Source organism: Mucilaginibacter calamicampi (assembly GCF_042676765.1).
GTDB lineage: Bacteria > Bacteroidota > Bacteroidia > Sphingobacteriales > Sphingobacteriaceae > Mucilaginibacter > Mucilaginibacter calamicampi.
This window is the reverse complement of record NZ_JBHTHU010000022.1, coordinates 349,138-368,550: the sequence shown is the minus strand read 5'-3', so window position 1 is coordinate 368,550 and position 19,413 is coordinate 349,138. Positions and strand designations below refer to the sequence as shown.

18 protein-coding genes are annotated in these 19,413 nt (G+C 43.1%); 13 read left to right on the top strand and 5 right to left on the bottom strand.

Features of this window, described 5'->3' with window-relative positions; all coding sequences use genetic code 11:
• The first annotated feature begins 105 nt into the window (after positions 1-105).
• Entirely contained in the window at positions 106-2,046 is a 1,941-nt protein-coding gene (locus ACFQZS_RS19160; RefSeq protein ID WP_377102647.1) for an SMP-30/gluconolactonase/LRE family protein, read from the top strand.
• A gap of 442 nt (positions 2,047-2,488) precedes the next feature.
• Here ACFQZS_RS19160 and ACFQZS_RS19155 read toward each other — a convergent pair whose 3' ends face one another.
• Positions 2,489-2,950: a hypothetical protein gene (locus ACFQZS_RS19155; RefSeq protein WP_377102645.1), complete on the bottom strand. Its 462-nt coding sequence runs from the start codon at positions 2,948-2,950 to the stop codon at positions 2,489-2,491.
• Between the two features lie 134 nt (positions 2,951-3,084).
• Here ACFQZS_RS19155 and ACFQZS_RS19150 point away from each other — a divergent pair, with 134 nt between their 5' ends.
• The 3 genes from ACFQZS_RS19150 (at position 3,085) to ACFQZS_RS19140 (ending at position 5,205) form a co-directional block, all read left to right on the top strand.
• Positions 3,085-4,176 carry an Mrp/NBP35 family ATP-binding protein gene (locus tag ACFQZS_RS19150; RefSeq protein ID WP_377102644.1) on the top strand — a complete coding sequence of 364 codons (1,092 nt, stop codon included), beginning with the start codon at positions 3,085-3,087 and terminating at the stop codon, positions 4,174-4,176.
• A gap of 24 nt (positions 4,177-4,200) precedes the next feature.
• Positions 4,201-4,479: a NifU family protein gene (locus tag ACFQZS_RS19145; protein WP_377102643.1), complete on the top strand. Its 279-nt coding sequence runs from the start codon at positions 4,201-4,203 to the stop codon at positions 4,477-4,479.
• Positions 4,480-4,578: 99 nt separating this feature from the next.
• On the top strand, positions 4,579-5,205 hold the full coding sequence (locus ACFQZS_RS19140) for a hypothetical protein (protein WP_377102642.1): 627 nt from the start codon (positions 4,579-4,581) through the stop codon (positions 5,203-5,205).
• On the opposite strand, the gene def is transcribed toward ACFQZS_RS19140, so the two are convergent.
• On the bottom strand, positions 5,206-5,778 hold the full coding sequence (gene def, locus ACFQZS_RS19135) for a peptide deformylase (protein WP_377102641.1): 573 nt from the start codon (positions 5,776-5,778) through the stop codon (positions 5,206-5,208).
• A 44-nt stretch (positions 5,779-5,822) separates the two neighbouring features.
• Positions 5,823-7,097 carry a M16 family metallopeptidase gene (locus ACFQZS_RS19130; protein WP_377102639.1) on the bottom strand — a complete coding sequence of 425 codons (1,275 nt, stop codon included), beginning with the start codon at positions 7,095-7,097 and terminating at the stop codon, positions 5,823-5,825.
• Between the two features lie 57 nt (positions 7,098-7,154).
• Between ACFQZS_RS19130 and ACFQZS_RS19125 the strand changes: the two genes are divergently transcribed.
• From ACFQZS_RS19125 to ACFQZS_RS19085, 9 genes are all read left to right on the top strand, one after another.
• Positions 7,155-7,361: a hypothetical protein gene (locus tag ACFQZS_RS19125; RefSeq protein ID WP_377102638.1), complete on the top strand. Its 207-nt coding sequence runs from the start codon at positions 7,155-7,157 to the stop codon at positions 7,359-7,361.
• Positions 7,362-7,383: 22 nt separating this feature from the next.
• Positions 7,384-7,923, top strand: a complete 540-nt coding sequence (gene hpt / locus ACFQZS_RS19120) for a hypoxanthine phosphoribosyltransferase (protein WP_377102637.1) — start codon at positions 7,384-7,386, stop codon at positions 7,921-7,923.
• A 159-nt stretch (positions 7,924-8,082) separates the two neighbouring features.
• Positions 8,083-8,466, top strand: coding sequence for a transmembrane 220 family protein (locus tag ACFQZS_RS19115; protein WP_377102636.1), 384 nt, complete (start codon positions 8,083-8,085; stop codon positions 8,464-8,466).
• Positions 8,467-8,470: 4 nt separating this feature from the next.
• Positions 8,471-9,328, top strand: coding sequence for an EboA domain-containing protein (locus tag ACFQZS_RS19110; protein ID WP_377102635.1), 858 nt, complete (start codon positions 8,471-8,473; stop codon positions 9,326-9,328).
• A 19-nt stretch (positions 9,329-9,347) separates the two neighbouring features.
• Positions 9,348-10,337, top strand: coding sequence for a TatD family hydrolase (locus ACFQZS_RS19105; RefSeq protein WP_377102634.1), 990 nt, complete (start codon positions 9,348-9,350; stop codon positions 10,335-10,337).
• A 1-nt stretch (position 10,338) separates the two neighbouring features.
• Positions 10,339-11,244 (top strand): UbiA-like protein EboC, encoded by a 906-nt coding sequence (gene eboC / locus ACFQZS_RS19100; protein ID WP_377102632.1) that lies wholly within the window; start codon positions 10,339-10,341, stop codon positions 11,242-11,244.
• Between the two features lie 146 nt (positions 11,245-11,390).
• Positions 11,391-12,557: a 3-dehydroquinate synthase gene (locus tag ACFQZS_RS19095; RefSeq protein ID WP_377102631.1), complete on the top strand. Its 1,167-nt coding sequence runs from the start codon at positions 11,391-11,393 to the stop codon at positions 12,555-12,557.
• 62 nt (positions 12,558-12,619) lie between these two features.
• Positions 12,620-13,825, top strand: a complete 1,206-nt coding sequence (gene eboE / locus ACFQZS_RS19090; RefSeq protein WP_377102630.1) for a metabolite traffic protein EboE — start codon at positions 12,620-12,622, stop codon at positions 13,823-13,825.
• A gap of 9 nt (positions 13,826-13,834) precedes the next feature.
• A complete protein-coding gene (locus ACFQZS_RS19085) occupies positions 13,835-15,184 on the top strand; it encodes an alkaline phosphatase family protein (RefSeq protein ID WP_377102628.1) in 1,350 nt (449 codons plus the stop codon).
• A 3-nt stretch (positions 15,185-15,187) separates the two neighbouring features.
• Here ACFQZS_RS19085 and ACFQZS_RS19080 read toward each other — a convergent pair whose 3' ends face one another.
• Positions 15,188-17,155: a tetratricopeptide repeat-containing sensor histidine kinase gene (locus tag ACFQZS_RS19080; RefSeq protein ID WP_377102627.1), complete on the bottom strand. Its 1,968-nt coding sequence runs from the start codon at positions 17,153-17,155 to the stop codon at positions 15,188-15,190.
• 82 nt (positions 17,156-17,237) lie between these two features.
• Positions 17,238-19,172 (bottom strand): tetratricopeptide repeat-containing sensor histidine kinase, encoded by a 1,935-nt coding sequence (locus ACFQZS_RS19075; RefSeq protein WP_377102626.1) that lies wholly within the window; start codon positions 19,170-19,172, stop codon positions 17,238-17,240.
• Positions 19,173-19,413 lie beyond the last annotated feature (241 nt).

Genomic DNA, 19,413 nt, shown 5'->3' with positions numbered 1-19,413 from the left:
ATTGCTAATTAAATTAGCACAACCTCTCTTTTTGTAACAAAAAAGAAATTTGGCACTTGAAAACGAAATAGTTAATTTTCCCATCAATTATCACCAAACTAAACTATGAGACGATCATCAATCCACAGTAGCATTTTTAAATGCCTGCTGGCCATGTTTGCGGTTGCACTGGTACAGTGTAAACCCGCCCCGACAACTGAGTGGGAAAAAAAGAATGAGGAACTTATTGAACAGTATAAGTTAACCAAACGCGAGCTTTCCGGCCTGCCGCAAAACGGCATAGCATCTAACCTTGCTGAAGGCAAAGTTGTAGCTACCAGCACTTTAGACAGCGCACAACTGTATCCAGGCGTAAAAGCAAAATTGTTTTGGGGAACAGGCTTAATGAGTTGCCTAATCACCCTTGATGCTAACGCCAAGATACCTGAGGAAACATTGCCCGCCGACAGACTTTTGTTTGTTATAGAGGGATCAATTGACCAAACCATTAATGGCGCTGCTGTTAATATGACGGCAATAAAACGCGCCGCGCCTACCGGCGAACAAGCCGGCACACCACGTACCGACTTTGTTTACCTGCAAAAAGGCAGTAAAAATGCTGTTACAGCAGGTGCAGCAGGTGCTAAAATATTAGAAGTATACAGCCCTTTCCGTTTAGATTATTTAACCAAAGCCGGTGTAAAAAACTTACCTGCCGAAGTTAAAGATGTTGACGCTACGCTTGAGCCAAACATTGCTCCAAACAAGGTTTACGATCTGTATGATATTCAGCTTACACCAATTGCAAAAGGCGCGCACACCCGTTTAATATCTACTAAAAACGTGCAGCTGAGCTTTATTTCAATGGACCCGGGTTCTACTTTTGAGCGCCACATTCACCCTGAAGAGCAAATGATGTTTGTTTTACGTGGTGGCTGCGATGAAATATTGCTTGACGGCGAGCAAGCCATGAAACCGGGTGATGTTGTACGTATACCATATAACATGGTGCACGGCGCTAAAATTGGCGATTTGGGTTGCGATGCTATTGATATGTTCTGGCCTGCACGTGCAGACTACTTAGAGAAAGAAAAAACCGCTGCCGCTGCTTACAACGCAATTATACCTGCAGGCGCTAAACCTGAGTTATTTATAGATGGTAGCAAAACCGGCCCCGGTCTTATCTTCAGCGAAGGCCCTAAATGGATGAACGGCAAGATCTACATGTCAAGCATGTTCTTTGATAAAGACTTTAATGCTAACCCTAAAAAGAGCTCAACTGTAGAGATCGATCCTAACGGAACTTACAAGGCTATTTCTGCCGGTAAAATGCAAACCAACGGTTTGTATCCTTACAAAAACGGCAACCTGGTAGTTTGCGATATGATGGGCCACCAGGTAGTTGAAATGACCACCAAAGGCGAAGTTGTAAAAGTTATTGCCAACAAATACGACGGAAAATCAATTGACGGACCAAACGACGTTATTACCGATGCAAAAGGCGGAGTATACTTTACAGATCCGCAATTTACTATGGAGCCAACCAAGTTCCAGCCCGGTCGTGCGGTTTATTACGTATCGCCTACTGATGGTAAAGTTACCCGCTTAACCAAACCTAATGAGTTTGCCATGCCTAACGGTATTTTATTATCGCCTGATGGCAAAACGCTTTACATTAACAATTGCTATGACGATGAATCATGGTACCCTGTTAAGAGCGAGAAAGACAACTACATATGGGCATATGATGTTAACCCTGATGGAACCATCAGCAATGGCCGCCAGTTTGCTAAATTGTTCCTGGTTGATCTGGTGTTAGACAGAAAAGGCCGCTCATCAAGTGCTGACGGTATGGCTATTGATAAAAATGGCAATATATATGTAGCCACTTATTACGGTGTACAAATATTCAATAACAAAGGCGCTTTTGTAGGCATGATCAACCTGCCGCAGTTCCCGGTAAGCCTTTGCTTTGGCGACAAGGACATGAAAACCCTTTACATTGTAAGCTTAAGCAAAGTTTATAAGATCCGTACCAATGCTACGGGTTTTATTAACTATCTGTAAGCGTAAATACTTTTAACAAAAAAGGCTCTCATCCTACCGGGTGAGGGCCTTTTTGTATTGTAAAAGTGTTGCAATCCGATTTTAAAAACGCGTCAATTTTGTCCATTTGTAATTAGCTGTAAATCAGCTTATTAAAAGTAATTTACAGCTAATTTTCCTGACGAATATGTCTGTTGCAAAGTGTTGCGTGTTTAAACATCAATAACTCACAAACAATTAATTAACAGGCGTTTACAAAAAACGCTGTTGCAAGTGTTGCAAAGCGTTGCATATATTCCTGCAACACCGTGTGCTGCCCGCGCTGTTCGAAGTTTTTAACTTAGAACGATTATGCTGATAGTCTTCTGACTTTTGTGTCTTAGCAAAGCCGCTACAATGTAGTCATAGACTACTTGCGTATAATCCGAAGTTGAAACTTCGGATAGCGGGGAAAATAGATGCATTAATTTTGATAATACTCCGCTTTAGTTATTGACACATTGTAGTAAAGGCCTTTATATTCTACCCAGAACCCCGATGCCAATACTAAAGTAGTTTGCATCGACTCATACTTACTCCCTTTGTTTTTTACTGTGCGCAATGTTCGGCTCATTGATATATCTTCATTTAGTAAAACAGGTATAGCTAGTGCATCACTAACTTTAATATACCTATTAGAATTTTTAATCAGATCAGCAAGCGCTGTAAATTCCTTCCCGTAAGTAGTTACCAGAATTGATGTAGTATCACTATGGTTATGAAAAATGGCATACACCAACCCTGGGCGGGTACTTGTCTTCAAATACTCTACTATTTTTTGATTTACACTTTCAGGCGTAACATAGATAATTGAATCTCTGCCTTGCGTAAAACCATTCAAACTAAAAAACAGGCCACTTATTAAAATAAAAAAGGTTATACGCATCTATAAATATAGCCTCAAAATAATATCGGTCCAAATACTATTGACTACCGTAGCCATTCACTATTCAACCCCCTCGCCATATTTATCATTACCATGACAAACCCACCCATAATATTTTGTTAATTTTGTCCTCAATGACAAATCTTACCCGCGATACAGTTTTACAGGCACTTGGCAACGTAGAAGAACCCGACCTGAAAAAGGACCTGGTTACCTTGAACATGATACAGGATATTGTGATTGATGGTAATCGCCTCAGTTTTTCCGTTGTGCTTACTACGCCCGCCTGCCCCTTAAAATCGCTTATTGAACATGCCTGCCGTAATGCTATAGGTCATTTTATAAGTAAAGATGTTGAAGTAACCATCAACATGACCTCGCGGGTTACCACCCAGAAAAACACCGGCGTACCGGGGGTGAAAAATATAATCGCGGTAGCGTCGGGCAAAGGTGGTGTGGGTAAATCAACCGTGGCGGCTAACCTGGCCCTCGGGCTGGCTAAAAGCGGCGCGAGCGTAGGTTTAATAGATGCTGATATTTATGGGCCATCGGTACCAATTATGTTTGGCCTTGAGGGTGCCAAACCCCAGGCCAGTAATGTAAACGGTAAAACCCGCATTGAACCAATTGAAAAATACGGCATTAAACTGCTTTCCATAGGTTTCTTCACCGACCCCAACCAACCCGTGCCCTGGCGCGGACCAATGGTATCAACAGCCGTTAAGCAACTGTTTAATGATGCTGATTGGGGCGAACTGGATTACCTGGTAGTTGACCTACCACCCGGTACGGGCGATATACACATCACCATAACACAAACCTTCCCTATAACCGGGGCGGTTATAGTTACCACACCACAAAACGTGGCCCTGGCTGATGCCAAAAAGGGGATAGGTATGTTTTTAATGGATGCTATTAACGTACCGCTGCTGGGGATTGTAGAGAACATGTCGTACTTTACCCCTGCAGAACTGCCGGATAACAAGTATTATATATTTGGCCAGGGCGGCGGTAAAATGCTGGCAGAACGTTTGGAAGTACCCTTTTTAGGCGAGATCCCATTGGTTAAAAGTATAAGTGACAGCGGCGATGCAGGCAAACCGATAGTTTTAGCAAAAGAAAATGAACTAATGGTTAAAGCCTTTACCGAGATGGCTAATCGTGTGGCGCAGCAGGTATCAGTAGCTAACGCGTTGGCAAATAGCGTTAATATTGTAAATAATTAATAACTTTACTTTAAAATAGTAATAATGACTTTATTAGAGCAGGTAGAAGCAGCGTTAGATAGTATCCGTCCGTATTTGGAAACGGATGGCGGCAACGTTTCGGTTGAGGAAATAACGGCTGATAATGTAGTCAGGCTTAAGCTGCTGGGTTCGTGCGGCTCGTGCCCCATGAGTATCATGACGCTTAAAGCCGGCATTGAGGGGGCTATTATAAAAGCCGTACCACAGATCACTGCTGTTGAGGCGATAAACCTTACAGATATTGACGACCCGAACGCGGTGTTACCCGAAAATTTAAGATAATTGTTAATGATTTGTTAAAGTGGCAGCAACCTTGCTGTACCTTTAAAACTAAAAAGTATTTTTATACGTTTTAACAGGCATAAGAGACTGAAAAAAATAATGAAATACCTTATTGGCATATTGCTATTGGCCTGCAGCCTGGCTTCGTTCGCTCAAAATGCGGAGAAGCCTTTGGTGCAATTCAGTGGTATTATATACAATGCCGATAACAGTTCTGTTGTACCCTACGCAACCGTAACCAACGTTACTACCGGTAAAGAGGTAGGCGCGGCCAATTACGAGGGCTATTTCTCGTTTGTGGCGCACGAGGAGGATAGCCTTAAGTTTACCAGCGTAGGCTATTTTCCTACTACTGTTGTTATCCCTAAAGACATAACCAAAAAGAGTTTAATAGTTGAGATACGTATGCGTGCGCAGGTGGTTAATCTACCAATGGTTCGCATTTTTCCATGGGCAACTACGGATGAGTTCAGACATGATTTTCTGGCCATGAAAGTAGCCGATGACGATCTGGAAATAGCACGTAAAAACCTGAGTGCAACCTCCGTAAGCAACCTGAAGAGAACCCTGCCGTTAAGTGGTTATGAAAGCTTTAACGCGCAGGACAAGCATAATGCCGTAGTTAACTCGCACTCGTTTACCAACCCTTTACTTAACCCGTTTGCATGGGGCAGTTTGATAAGGGATATTGCCGAGGGTGATAAAGCCCGTAAAGAGAGTAATTAATTACCGCCCTTTTTTTACTGCCGGGAACTTCATCTTATACTCAACGTCAACTATTCCGCGCGATATATCGTTTAGTTTTTTCTCCAGCATACGCTTGCGTAAGGGGCTTAGTTTATCAGTAAACAGCTTACCTTCTATATGGTCGTACTCATGCTGTATAACACGGGCGGCCAGGCCTGAAAAAGTTTCTTCGTGATGCTTCCAGTTTTCATCGTAGTACGATATCTTAACAACAGGTTTACGCATTACATCCTCACGTATCTCCGGGATACTTAAACAGCCTTCGTTAAATGACCACTCTTCGCCGGTCTCGTCTAATATGGTGGCGTTAATAAATACTCTTTTGAAATCCTTTAGCTCCGGCTCATCATCATCAAACGGGGTAGCATCAATTACAAACATGCGCATGCTAAGGCCTATCTGCGGGGCTGCCAAACCAACACCACGGGCGCCATACATGGTTTCAAACATATCGGCAGCCAGTTGTTTTATATGTGGATATTCAGCAGGTTCTATCGCAGTTGCTTTTTTGCGTAAAACCGGGCTTCCATAGGCGATAATAGGATATTTCATGCCGCAAAATTACAGGTTTATTTTAATAATTTGATAATACGCTATTATTGCTCAGGTTCAAACAAAAGCGTGGTTAGCTTATTCGTATCAAAAACATCGTTGCTTATTTCTAACAGCTGCGCGGCTGTTACCTTATTTATCTTATCAAATAATTGCTGCAAAGTATCGGCACAATTAAAATCGAGCACGCTTTTAGCAATGGATAAGATCAGGCTCATGCGGTTTTCTTCGGCTAAGGCTATTTGCCCTATAAACTTTTGCTTAGCCTGGTGCAGTTGTAAAACCCCCAGCGGCTGATCGCGCAGTTTCTTCAATTCTTTATGCACCAGCTTTATAGCCTTTTCGGCTTTTCCTGCATCGGTACCAAAGTAAACTGAAAATATGCCCGTATCTGTAAATGATGTGTAATTAGACTCAACGGTATAGGCTATGCCGTGTTTCTCCCTTATCTCTAAATTTAAACGGCTGCTCATACCCATGCCGCCCAAAAGATTATTGAGAAGCAATAAGCCCGTTTTATTGGGGTGCATGGCCCTGTAGGCCTGGTTGCCCATAATACAATGTGTTTGCGATATGGGTTTACGCACTGTACTTTTATCCAGGCCATGATTTTTAGGCGCTATCCTGTTTTTTACCGGATGATTAGCCGGAACTTGTCCCCAATACTTTTCGCCAAGCTTTATTACCTTTTCAAAGGTATAATCGCCAAAAACAGCGAAGATCATTTCGGACGTATTATAATTATCCTTTATAAACTGCCGGATATCATCTTTATTAAAAGCCGATACGGTTTGAGGCGTACCCAGAATGTTATTACCCATGGCATGGCCCTTAAACAGCATCGCTTCAAAATCATCCTGAATAGCTTCTTCGGGCTGGTCAAGGTACGATGCAATTTCATCCAATATCACGCCGCGCTCCTTTTCCATTTCATCCTGCGGAAAGGTGGAATGGAAAATGATATCCTCAAACAGATCAATTGCCCGCTCCAGGTGCGGATTTAATAACGACGCGTGCACGCAGGTATACTCTTTGGTGGTATAAGCGTTCAGGTCGGCACCTACCAGTTCCAGCCGGTTTAAGATCTGGCTGGTGCCGCGGCGTTCTGTTTCTTTAAACAACAGGTGTTCAATAAAATGCGCAAGCCCCTCTTTGTTTTCGGGCTCATCGCGCGAACCCGCATTTACCATAAAACAGCAATGCGTAATGGCCGATGTGCTGTGTTTATGTAATATTTTTATGCCGTTGGCAAGCGTATGCACCTGGTATTCCGTCATGGGTGGCAAAGATAGCGATATTGGTGTGTTTTTGAGTTGCATAAACTTTGAGGGCAATTCCGTCAAAATAAGTACATTTACCGCCATAAACAAACAGATATGAGAGTTGGCAGATTTCCGTTAGCATCTTCCATTTTGCTGCTGATCTTTGGTGCTAAGTTTATAGTAAATCGTTTCTTTCCCGAAAAATCTTCCACTTTTGATCCGGTGTTTACCGGCATATTAGAAATTGCCATAGTAGTGTTTGTGATCTATTACCTTAGAATGTTTATAAAGTGGATCTATAATAATCGAAAAGCCGCTTAGTAGCTGATATAACCTAAACCAAATGAAAACCACCGTAGCCGACCTTGAATTCAAATTAATTATTGACGCCGAAGAGATAAAAACCCGGGTGGATGCCATAGCCGGGGCTTTGAACGCCGAATACGCGGGCAAAAAGCCATTAGTTGTAGGCGTACTTAATGGCTGCTTTATATTTATGGCCGACCTGGTACGCCAGATGAACATGCCTTGCGAGGTGGCTTTTACAAAGGTGGCATCGTATCACGGTGGCATGAAAACGACCTGGCAGTTGCGTAATGACCTTGATCTGGCTGTTGATATTGAAGGCCGTGATGTGATATTATTAGAGGATATAAGCGATACCGGCAATACCCTGAGCTTTTTGATAGAAGATCTTAAACAAAGAAATCCGGCATCTTTAATTGTATGCGCCTTATTGGTTAAACCCGCCGCCCAGCAATACCATATTGCCGAGCTTAAATATGTTGGCTTTGAAATAGAGGATAAATTTGTTGTGGGTTATGGCCTTGATTACAAAGAACAGGGCAGAAACCTGAACGGCATTTATCAGCTTGTAGTTTAAAAAGTGATTACTATCACGGTAATCTCATCCTCATTTTTACGTTATTTACTTTGATTATCTCCACATCATAGTAAATTTGCCTGTTGACTTTTAGTACACCAGGTTGATTGGTTGTGGCTGAAGCTCAAAATAAACCTGTTTTGCTTAAAATATACTGTCATGCTGGCTTTTGTTATTGTTAACATTATTTTCTGTCTGTCGTTCCTGGTATTTGCTTACCTGAATTTTAACGACCCTGACTGGTACTTGTGGGTACCTATTTATGTAGCAGTGGCCGCCTGTTGCGGTTTGGCCGCATATGGCATGTATTATCCTAATACTTACCTTGGGCTTACCGCGTTCTATCTTATTTACGCGGTTAAATTATATTTTGATAAGGATGGCGTGCGCGACTGGATTATAAAGTACCGCACACCCAGCCTGGTGGAATCTATGAAAGCCGAGAAGCCCTTTATTGAAAACACCCGCGAGTTTTTTGGGTTATTGATAATATCTACCGCGCTTATTATTGATTATTTTGTGGTGATGAACATTGCGGCTTAATATTATGTACAATTACGATGTAGATTCTTTAAGGCAGCTTTTTGAAAAAATATTAGCTAAAGATGTGTCTGCCGATGTATTTATTTGGCTGAAACAAAAAGGCAATTTTAATACACAGTTTGTATTGGTGCCTCGCAAAACGGGCAAGGCTGCGCTGCACATCAGCGAAGAGGAAGACAGACAACTTGATGAGATCATCCCCGGCTTTACCTTAAACGGCTGGAGCATTGATATGCTGGGCCGGGCCTATTTATTGCTTGAGCTTGATGAAACCGATACAGAAGCCTATTTCCGTAAAATAGAAAATTTGTTTTCAGCGGCGGAGGTTAATGAATTGGTGGCGCTTTATTCGGCATTACCCTTGTTGGCGCATCCGGAGAGGTGGGTTAAGCGCTGTGCAGAAGGCATCAGAAGCAACATTGGCAACGTGCTGGAAGCCATAATGTACCAAAACCCCTATCCGCAGAACAACCTTGACCAAAGCGCCTGGAACCAATTAATACTTAAAGCCTTTTTTACCGGCAAAGATGTAGGCAAAATTCAAGGCATTGATACCCGGGCCAACAAAGAACTGGCTTATGTAGTAAGAGATTATGTGCACGAGCGCCGCGCCGCGGGCCGCGATATTAACCCTTCGCTCTGGCGCTTGGTTGGACCGTTTATTGATGATAAGGTGTTTGAGGATGTTAAGTGGGCCATGGAAAGCGGTGTATATGTTAATCAAAAAGCCGCGGCACTTGCCCTTTCGCAATCCAACTATCAGCCTGCCGTTGAACTGCTGAACAGCGAGCCGCGATTAAAAGCGGCTATTGAACAAAAAGAATTAACCTGGGATAGTTTAACGATTGAACATCAGCATTAAATCCTTTAAATATTATAATATGTGTTGTACCCATTCATTTGAAGACAGGATATCACAAGATAAAGACACTACGCCGGTTGACCTGAGCGGAATAAAGGGAATGAAGTTTTTTGACCCGCATGTGCACATGACGTCGCGTACTACTGATGACTACCAGGCCATGGCCGATGCGGGTGTTGTAGCGTTGATAGAACCTGCCTTTTGGCTGGGGCAGCCACGTACCGGGCTGGACAGCTTTCGCGATTATTACAGCAGTTTGATAGGCTGGGAACGTTTCCGCTCGTCGCAATTTGGTATTAAACATTATTGTACCATCGGCCTTAACTCGCGCGAGGCCAACAACGAAGCCCTTGCTGAGCAGGTGATGGAAATGTTGCCGCTGTTTATTTATAAAGAAGGTGTTGTAGGCATTGGCGAAATAGGGTTTGACGACCAAACCGCCGCCGAAGAAAAATATTACCGGGCTCAGTTAGAACTGGCCAAAGAAGCCGGATTACCGGTGCAGATCCACACGCCGCACCGCGATAAAAAAGGCGGCACCACCCGCAGCATGGATATTGCGCTGGAGCATGGGCTTGACCCGCGCATGGTAATTGTTGACCATAATAACGAGGAAACGGTTAAAGAAGTGCTTGACCGTGGTTTTTGGGCGGCTTTCACCATTTACCCTTTTACCAAAATGGGTAACGAGCGCATGGTTGAGATAGCCAGGCAGTACGGACCTGAGCGCATTATGGTAAACTCTGCCGCCGATTGGGGTATAAGCGATCCGTTGGCGGTGCCTAAAACTGCTGCCCTGATGAAGATTCGCGGCATAAGTGATGAAGATATTCGCTTGATAACTTATCAGAACGCTATAACCGCATTTGCGCAAAGCGGGCAAATTGACGAAGCCGATTTTGCAGGTGGGGGCAGCACAATAGATCAAAGTCAGCGTTTTGAAGGCAATACCGTATTGCGCGGCGGACAGCAACCGCGGGTAGATAAAAACTCCATCATTATCAGTTAAAATGGCATCAAAAGCTATCACCTATTTGCGGCTGATGAGGCCGGCCAACATTGTAACCTCGGTTGCTGATGTGTTGGCGGGGATAGCTATTGCAGGTTATTTTACCGGGCTTCCAATTGTTACTAATAGTTTTTACCCCATAGTTTTACTATGCCTGTCAACCATGGGCCTTTATGGCGGCGGCATTGTATTTAACGATGTTTTTGATGCTGAGCTGGATAAGGTGGAGCGCCCCGAAAGGGCCATCCCCAGCGGCTTGGTTAGCAAGGGCGAGGCGACAGCATTAGGTAGTTTTCTTTTACTATGGGGAATAGGTTTTGGGTACGCGCATAGTCCGCAATCGGGTTTAATCGCTGTTTTTATCGCCTTTTTTGCCTTGCTATATAATCGCGTAAGCAAACATAACCGCTTTTTCGGGCCATTAAATATGGGGTTTTGCCGTGGCCTTAATTTGTTACTGGGCATAAGTATAGTAACAAGCGCGCTGGTACAATGGTATTATGTAGCTGTTGTACCTCTGCTTTATATTTTTTCTATTACGATGATAAGCCGCGGCGAAGTACACGGCGGTGATAAGAAAAACCTGTATACGGGTGCCTCGCTCTATTTAATAGTGATCTTCGCTATACATTTCTTCTCTGCGCATCAGGGCGTGCAACCAAAAAATATGCTTTATACCCTTATGTTTTTAATTCCATTTGCATGGATGATCTTCAAACCTTTATCCGTTGCTATACAAGACCCCGCAGGAAAAAATATTGGCAAAGCGGTTAAAGCCGGCGTTATTTCGCTGATACTGATGGATGCCGCCTGGGCGGCTGCCTTTGGCGCTATTTATCCGGCAATATTAATTGCCTGTTTGCTGCCGGTATCCATAAGTTTTTCTAAGTGGTTTGCGGTTACGTAAAATCCTTCAATCATTCGGTATTCAACCTGTCATTGCTGACAAATAAGCGATAGATCAATTATCCCCTCCCAAAAACCTCAATATTTCCGTCAAATTTTTGATAGGGTTGCGCGTTTACTAATATCTTTTAGATATTAGCTTTTTATATGGAATATTTGCAGCAGACCTTTAGTGTAAAGTTTGAGTACAAGGTCTTTTTTACTTCGGGTCTTTTTGAACTTTCAAATACGTGTATTGATGATTTCCTGCTGGACAATGCAACGTCAGAGTCGGTAAAGAAAATACTTTTTGTAATTGACCAGGACGTAATGAAAGCCACGCCCGGGCTGGCTGATAAAATAAGGCGTTATTTCTCTATACATACGGGCGCGCAACTTATCCCCGACCTAATATTGGTTCCGGGCGGCGAGGGCGTTAAAAACAACGAGGATAACTTTCATAACCTGTTAGATACCATTAATAAATATGGCATAGACAGGCACTCGTATGTGGCGGCAATTGGTGGCGGCTCCGTACTGGACATGGCGGGTTACGCTGCGGCCATTGCACATCGGGGCATTAAACATATCCGTATACCCACAACCGTACTTGCCCAGGACGACTCTGGCGTGGGGGTTAAGAACGGCATTAATTTTTTTGGCAAGAAAAACTTTCTGGGCACGTTTGCTCCACCGGTGGCGGTTTTTAACGACGACCGTTTTTTACTTACTTTAGGAGACAGGGACTGGCGATCAGGCATAGCAGAAGCCATAAAGGTATCGCTGATAAAAGATCCTGAGTTTTTTGAGTGGCTGGAGCAAAATGCCGGGGCATTAACCAACCGTGATATGGATGCCATGCGGTATATGATAAAACGTTGCGCGGAGCTGCATCTTAACCATATTGCAAGCGGCGACCCTTTTGAAAAAGGCTCCTCGCGTCCACTTGATTTTGGCCACTGGAGCGCTCATAAACTGGAGCAGCTTACTAACTTTGCGGTACTGCATGGCGAAGCCGTTGCTATGGGCATAGCGCTGGATACCGTTTATTCTAATCTGGCAGGCCATCTTTCAACAGAAGAAACAAAACGCGCTATAGCGTTGATTAAAAAAATAGGTTTTGAAATAACACATCCCTTACTGGAAGTGTCCTCAGCGGATAGCCCGATATTAGTTGGACTGAATGAGTTCAGAGAGCACCTGGGCGGGCAATTAACCATTATGCTGCTTAAAAAAATTGGAGAAGGATTTGAAGTGCATGATATTGATAGCAGCATACTAAAAAATGCGGGCGAAGCGTTAAAGAACCACTATGCGGCGTTAAACCCCGCATAAACCATATATAAACCAATAATCGCATCTGCAAGTCTCTCACCGGGAGATCCAGACGAGCTAATATGCAAACAGACCAGGGCTATCTAACTTATTGCACCAATATTCACCCAGGCGAAAATTGGTCGGATCATTTTGCTGCTTTACAGCAAAATTTCCCCTCTATAAAAGCGCAGGTATCTCCTGATATTTTAATGGGTATAGGTTTACGTCTATCGCACCAGGCAAGCGAAGAATTGCAACATGCTGATAACCTGACCGAGCTTAAGCAATGGCTCAGCGCCAATAAGGCTTATGTTTTTACCATGAATGGATTCCCTTATGGGGAATTTCATAATACCGCGGTTAAAGACCAGGTGCATGCCCCGGATTGGACCACACATGAGCGGTTGGATTACACCCTGCGCCTATTTGGTATACTAAAACAACTATTGCCCGGGGGGATGGAAGGCGGCATCTCAACTTCGCCTTTGAGTTACAGATATTGGCATAACACGCCGGAATTGCTAAAAAAAGCCACTGATGTAGCCACAGCCAATATATTAAAGGTGGCAAAAGAACTGATCAGCATTGATCATCAAAGCGGCATATTTATGCACCTGGATATTGAACCCGAGCCGGATGGCATTATAGAGAACGGGCCCGAATATATCACCTGGTATACCCAGGTGCTGCTGCCACAAGGTAAACCCCTTATTGCAGAAACTTTTGGTGTAACGCACGACGAGGCGGAGCGGTTATTAAAAAGACACATCTGCCTTTGTTATGACGTTTGCCATTTCGCGATAGGTTACGAACCGCATCAGCAAATAATTGCTGAACTGGAGGAAAAAGGTTTAAAGGTTGGCAAGATCCAGATCAGCGCTGCGTTAAAAGCTGCTCTGCCATCAGATACAAAATCGCGCAAGCCTATACTGGATACTTTTGAAAAATTTAACGAACCTACTTACCTGCACCAGGTGATAGCAAAAACCCAAAACGGGCAGCTATTGCGTTACCGCGACCTTCCTGACGCTTTGAACGATGGCGCTAATGCTGCTGTTGACCAATGGCGCGCGCATTTCCACGTACCCATATTTACTGAAGAGTTAGGATTGTTGCAATCCACGCAAAGCGATATTGTGGAAGTATTGCAGATCAATAAAAACAAACGTTTCAGCCAACACCTTGAAGTTGAAACGTATACGTGGGGCGTATTGCCCGATGAGAAAAAGTTGCCGATAAATGATTCGATAGCCCGGGAATTGAACTGGGTAAAAGATATATTGTAGATAGAGACCATGAAAAAAACTGTAGTAATAGACGTTGTTGGGTTATCCAAATCGGTAATTGGCGATCATACGCCTTTTTTAAAAAAGTATATTGCCGAAAGAAGCATTACTACTATTGAACCCGTGCTGCCTGCTGTTACTACATCTGTACAATCTACTTATCTTACCGGAAAATGGCCGTCCGAGACCGGCATTGTTGGCAACGGATGGTTTGACCGTACCGATTCTGAAGTAAAATTCTGGAAACAATCTAACAAACTGGTTAACGGCGAAAAGATCTGGGATAAAGCAAAAAAGCAAGACCCCGCTTTTACCAGCGCCAATATGTTCTGGTGGTATAACATGTACTCCTCCGCGGATTTTTCGGTAACGCCGCGACCGCAATACCTGGCTGATGGGCGTAAAATGCCCGACTGTTATTCGCAACCCGCTGAGTTGCGCGATGTATTGCAGGAGAAATTGGGGCAGTTCCCCTTGTTTCAGTTCTGGGGGCCGGGTGCCAATATCAAGTCGACCCAATGGATTGCTGACGCGTCTATGCTGAACGACGACATGAACGACCCGACGTTCACCGTTATTTACCTGCCGCACCTTGACTACTGCCTTCAAAAATTCGGGCCCGACTTCTCTAAGATCAGCACTGAGCTGGGCGAAATAGATAAAGTGGTTGAACAATTAGTCAGCTTCTATCAGAAAAAAAATGCGGAGATCATTATACTTTCAGAATATGGTATAGCGCCGGTAAACAACCCCATACACCTTAACCGCCTGCTGCGCAATGAAGGATTAATACAGGTACGTGTAGAGCGCGGCCTGGAGCTGCTGGATGCCGCCGCATCAAAGGCCTTCGCGGTTGCAGATCATCAGATAGCGCACATTTATATTAATGACCCGGCTGTTACAGAGCAGGTAAAATCGCTCTTAAAATTTATTAATGGTGTTGAGCTGGTATTGGACCGCGAAGAGCAAAAACAATATCACATTGACCATGAACGCGCCGGCGACCTGGTTTTAGTAGCCAACGAAAATAGTTGGTTTACCTATTATTTCTGGATGGATGATGCCGTGGCTCCCGATTACGCCCGCTGTGTGGATATTCATAAAAAACCCGGGTACGATCCTGTAGAAATGTTTATGACATCAAAAGCAAGGGCCGGGTACAAACTGCTTAGAAAACTGGCCGGCTTTAGGTATGTGATGGATGTTATACCTTTGGATGCTACATTAATAAGAGGCTCGCATGGGCGCACCAACATTGCTGATGAGTACAAAGCCGTTTTAATTACTACCGACCCGCAGGATAAAAGTGTTCAGCCTACTGATATCTTTGATATTATGTGGAAACACCTTAATAAATAAACGTTATACAACCGGCACCCATACCCGTAAGCTGGTACCCGCGCCGGGCGCAGAGCGAAAGTTTACTGTACCTTTTAGATACTCCACCCGTGCAGCAATGTTCTTTAGCCCTATGCCGCTAAAGCTTTCAATTGCCGTGGTGTCAAAGCCAATACCGTTATCAATAATTGTAGCGCTTATTCCTGATGTTTCGCGGTTTAGTTTAATATCCAGCAGAGTAGCGTTGGCGTGCTTTATAACGTTATTCACTGCCTCTTGTATAACCCGGTAAAGCACAATTTCCACATTGCTTTCCAGTTTATCCTTAAATCCATTAGCTTCTACTTTAACTTTTAGCTTTTCAGAATCTATTTTCTCTATAAAGCTTTTCACATCAGAAGCTATACCCGACCGCAACAACATATTAGGCATCATCTGATGCGATATGTATCGCACCTCTTTACAACTCTCTTCAACCAGCGCCAGGGTTTTTTCGGCCAAAAAACGGTCCTCATCACGTGGCATATCCACCCGTTCAATCAACCCGTTCAAATTCATTTTAACGGCCGAGAATAGTTGTCCCACACCATCATGCAGATCACTGGCAATGCGTACGCGTTCTTTTTCCTCAGCTTCAATCACCGCCTTGGTAAGTTCTGCGCGTTGCTCTAACCTATGTTCCTGCAATACTATTTTTTGTTTGTTTTTATTACGATTATATAACAGCGCGGCAAATGCAATTACGGTAATTGATATACCCACAACTATTCCCATTGTGGTTTTTTGCTTAGCAATAGAAAGCTTTTGAATAGTGTTTTCTTTGTTTAGGATATTTATTTGCTGCTCCTTTTTCTCCGTCTCATATTTACGGGTCATCTCTAATACCTTATCAAAGTTTTTGCGTTCGGTAAGTGAGTCTTTCGCATCCATCCATTTCTCGTGCGAAGCAAGGGCAGCGGCGCTGTTACCTGTTAACTTATAATAATTATATAACGATTCGTAACTCTCTTCTATATGTTGCAGATACTGTTCGGCAATTGCCGCTTCAAGGGCTCTGTCAATGTATTTTTTAGCTTCTGCAAAGCGTTTAAGGTTTAAATAACATTGGCCAATTGCCCTGTATAGCGCTCCGAGCTCCTGTTTATAATCTATCAACTTAAATCGTTCCTCGGCAAAATTCAGATACTGCAAAGCGGTATTATAATCCAGTTGCTGCAGGTAAGTTACCCCTATTTCTTTGTCAATAAGCGCTATATTACGCGTCAGGTTGGCATTAATAAACACCTTTCGCGCTTTCATCATGTATTGTATGGCCAGTTTAAAGTTAGTGTCATCATCGCCTTTGCTATAGATCTGCATATTTCTATAAGTAAGGCCAATACCCGCAAGCGATTGTGCCGCTTTATCGGGCCTGTTGATCTTTATACGTAAAGCATACGCTTTTTTATAGGTAGCCAGGGCCTTATCAAACTCAAGCAGCTGATTAAAATTATTGGCTATCAGCGTAAGGCAATCAGAGCTTCCTAACGAATTATTCACCTTTTCAAACATCGTAGCGGCCTGCTGAAAATAAACGATAGCTTCACTTTGCTTGCCTTGTATCCTAAGTAAAGTACCCATTTCATTGTAAGCCTCTGCCAGGCCCGATAAATGTTTCTCCTCCCGGTAAATTACTATTGCGTTTTGCAGATCACTTCGAGCAGAATCTACTTTGTTGGTACTAAGTAACATAATCCCCCGGTTGAAGTAGGCTGTTGCGAGGCCCCTATTAAAATTTACTTTCTTACTTAGCGCAATAGCTTGCCCGGCATAATTAAGGCCCTCATTGGCTTTATCCCGTTTAAGCAAGCCGCTTATCTCGTTTAAAATATTAATTTTCGCAGTATCTTCCCGGGTGGTAGGGAGTATAGACTTTAAGCTATCAACAGGGTCACGCTGTTGGGAAAAGCCAATAAAAGGCACAGACAGTAATAGCAGAAGTAACCGGTTCATTTGCAATTATCTAATTGGGGTATTTAGCCCCTAATTGACGCTAATTGCAAAAGGCCATCAATAATGCATATGTGCTATTTATTTATACAGGCACCCATACCTTAATACTGGTGCCTGCGCCTGGGGCCGAGCGGTAGTCTACAGTACCTTTTAAATAATCAACGCGCGCTGTTATATTCTTTAAGCCAATTCCGCCCGATGCTTCAGCTACTGCCGGGTCAAAGCCTACACCATTATCAGTAATTGCCACGCTTATGCCGGTGGCCTCGCGGTCCAGTTTAATATTTAATAGTGTGGCGCGTGAGTGTTTAATTACATTGTTTACAGCCTCCTGTATAACGCGGTAAAGCACCGTTTCTACATTGCTTTCCAGTTTATCTTTAAAGCCGTTGGCCTCCACCTTAACTTTTAATTTTTCAGAGTCAATTTTTTCGATAAAGCTCTTCACATCCGATGCTATACCCGATTTTAACAGCATATTCGGCATCATCTGGTGTGATATGTGCCGTACTTCTTTACAGCTTTCTTCTACCAGGGCCAGGGTTTTCTCAGCCAAAAAACGATCCTCGTCACGCGGCATATCCACCCGTTCAATCAATCCATTCAAATTCATTTTAACTGCCGAGAATAGCTGCCCCACACCATCATGCAGATCACTGGCTATACGGGTGCGTTCTTTTTCCTCAGCTTCAATAACGGCCCGGGTAAGCTCAGCGCGTTGCTCCAGCTTATGGTCCTGCAGTATTATTTTTTGCTTGTTTTGATTACGATTATATAGCAGTCCCGCGAAACCTAACAATGCCACTGCAGAGCCTGCTACTATTCCTAATGTGGTTTTTTGCTTGGCTATTGAGAGCTTTTGTATGGTGTTCTCCCTATTTAACAATGTTATTTTCTGCTCCTTCTTTTGCGTTTCGTAATTGGTTTGCATAAGGGCAATTTCCTTGTCATTGCCTTCATTAATTATATCCTCATTAATAGCCTGATAATTTTGATAAGCAACAAGCGCCTCTTTATATTTTCCCCTCTTTTCTAAAACATTCTCCAACATTTTCCAGGCGTCTCTCTGGCCTTTTTTTGAGTCGGTGGCTACGCTTAGTTCTAAAGATCGGTTTAACCAATCGGTAGCCTGCTCATATTTTGCCTCTCTCCAAAATAACCTTCCTATATTTAAATAAGTATCGCTTATCCATTTTTTTGATTCAAAATACTTATCACTCTCCAACACCTTCATTTGATACTGACGAGCTTTTTCCAGGTCATTCATGGCCTCATAACAATTAGCCATATTAGAATAAATTTGAGACAGCCCCCTTTTATTGTTATCGGCCAAGCAAAGTGGAAGGGCTTCGCGGTCAAATGCCAGCGCCCGCTGGTACTTTTTTTGCGCGGCATTTATATTAGCAAGTATATGCAGGCAATTAATTGTAACATAATTCTCTTTTAATTTTTTGCATAGGGCCAATCCTTGCAAAGCATAATACTCAGCTTCTTTATATTTTTCGTTATCAAGATACACCTGCCCCAGGTTTCCTAATGATTTTGATATACCCACACTATCATTAAGGCGTTCGCGCACTTTTAGCGCTGCCAGGTGCATTTCAACGGCCTGCGCATAATTACCGGTTTGCCAATAATATATTCCGAGTGTGTTTTTGGCTATTGCTTCAATAGGCCCTAATTTGTATTTGAGCGAAATGGCTAATGCCTTTTCGGCATTATTTTTTGATCCGGCATAGTCGCCTTTATAATTAGCTTGTATGGCATTGAAAGAAAATACGTAGGCCATACCCGGGTTATACCCTTCCTTTACAGCTATACGCTTTGAAACAGCCATTACTTTCTCGGCCTCTGCAGGGGCCATGGTAAGCAACTCTATCGCCAATAGATAGTAGATCTGGCACTTAGCTGTATCTGTACCGGTGTTTGCAAGCACCGTTCTAAGGCTGTCTATGCGCCTGCTTTGCGGGAAAGCACACAGAGGCACTAACAATATAAACGTTATAAAACGCTTCATTTGCAGTAGTTTAAATAGGGTATTAATTAGCTAATGTAGTTATTAAAAGCATATTATTTATAAGCGCTATTTATATATTATTAAACAAATTTTGTTTGCCGAGTTTTTATTAACCCTGATGAAATTTTGCTCTTCATCAAAATAACACAAATGTGTTATTGATACCCGTTTTCAATACCCTCAACTTAGCATCATCAACCACTAATTAATTTAAACTATTAACTCACTCAAAAAACCAATT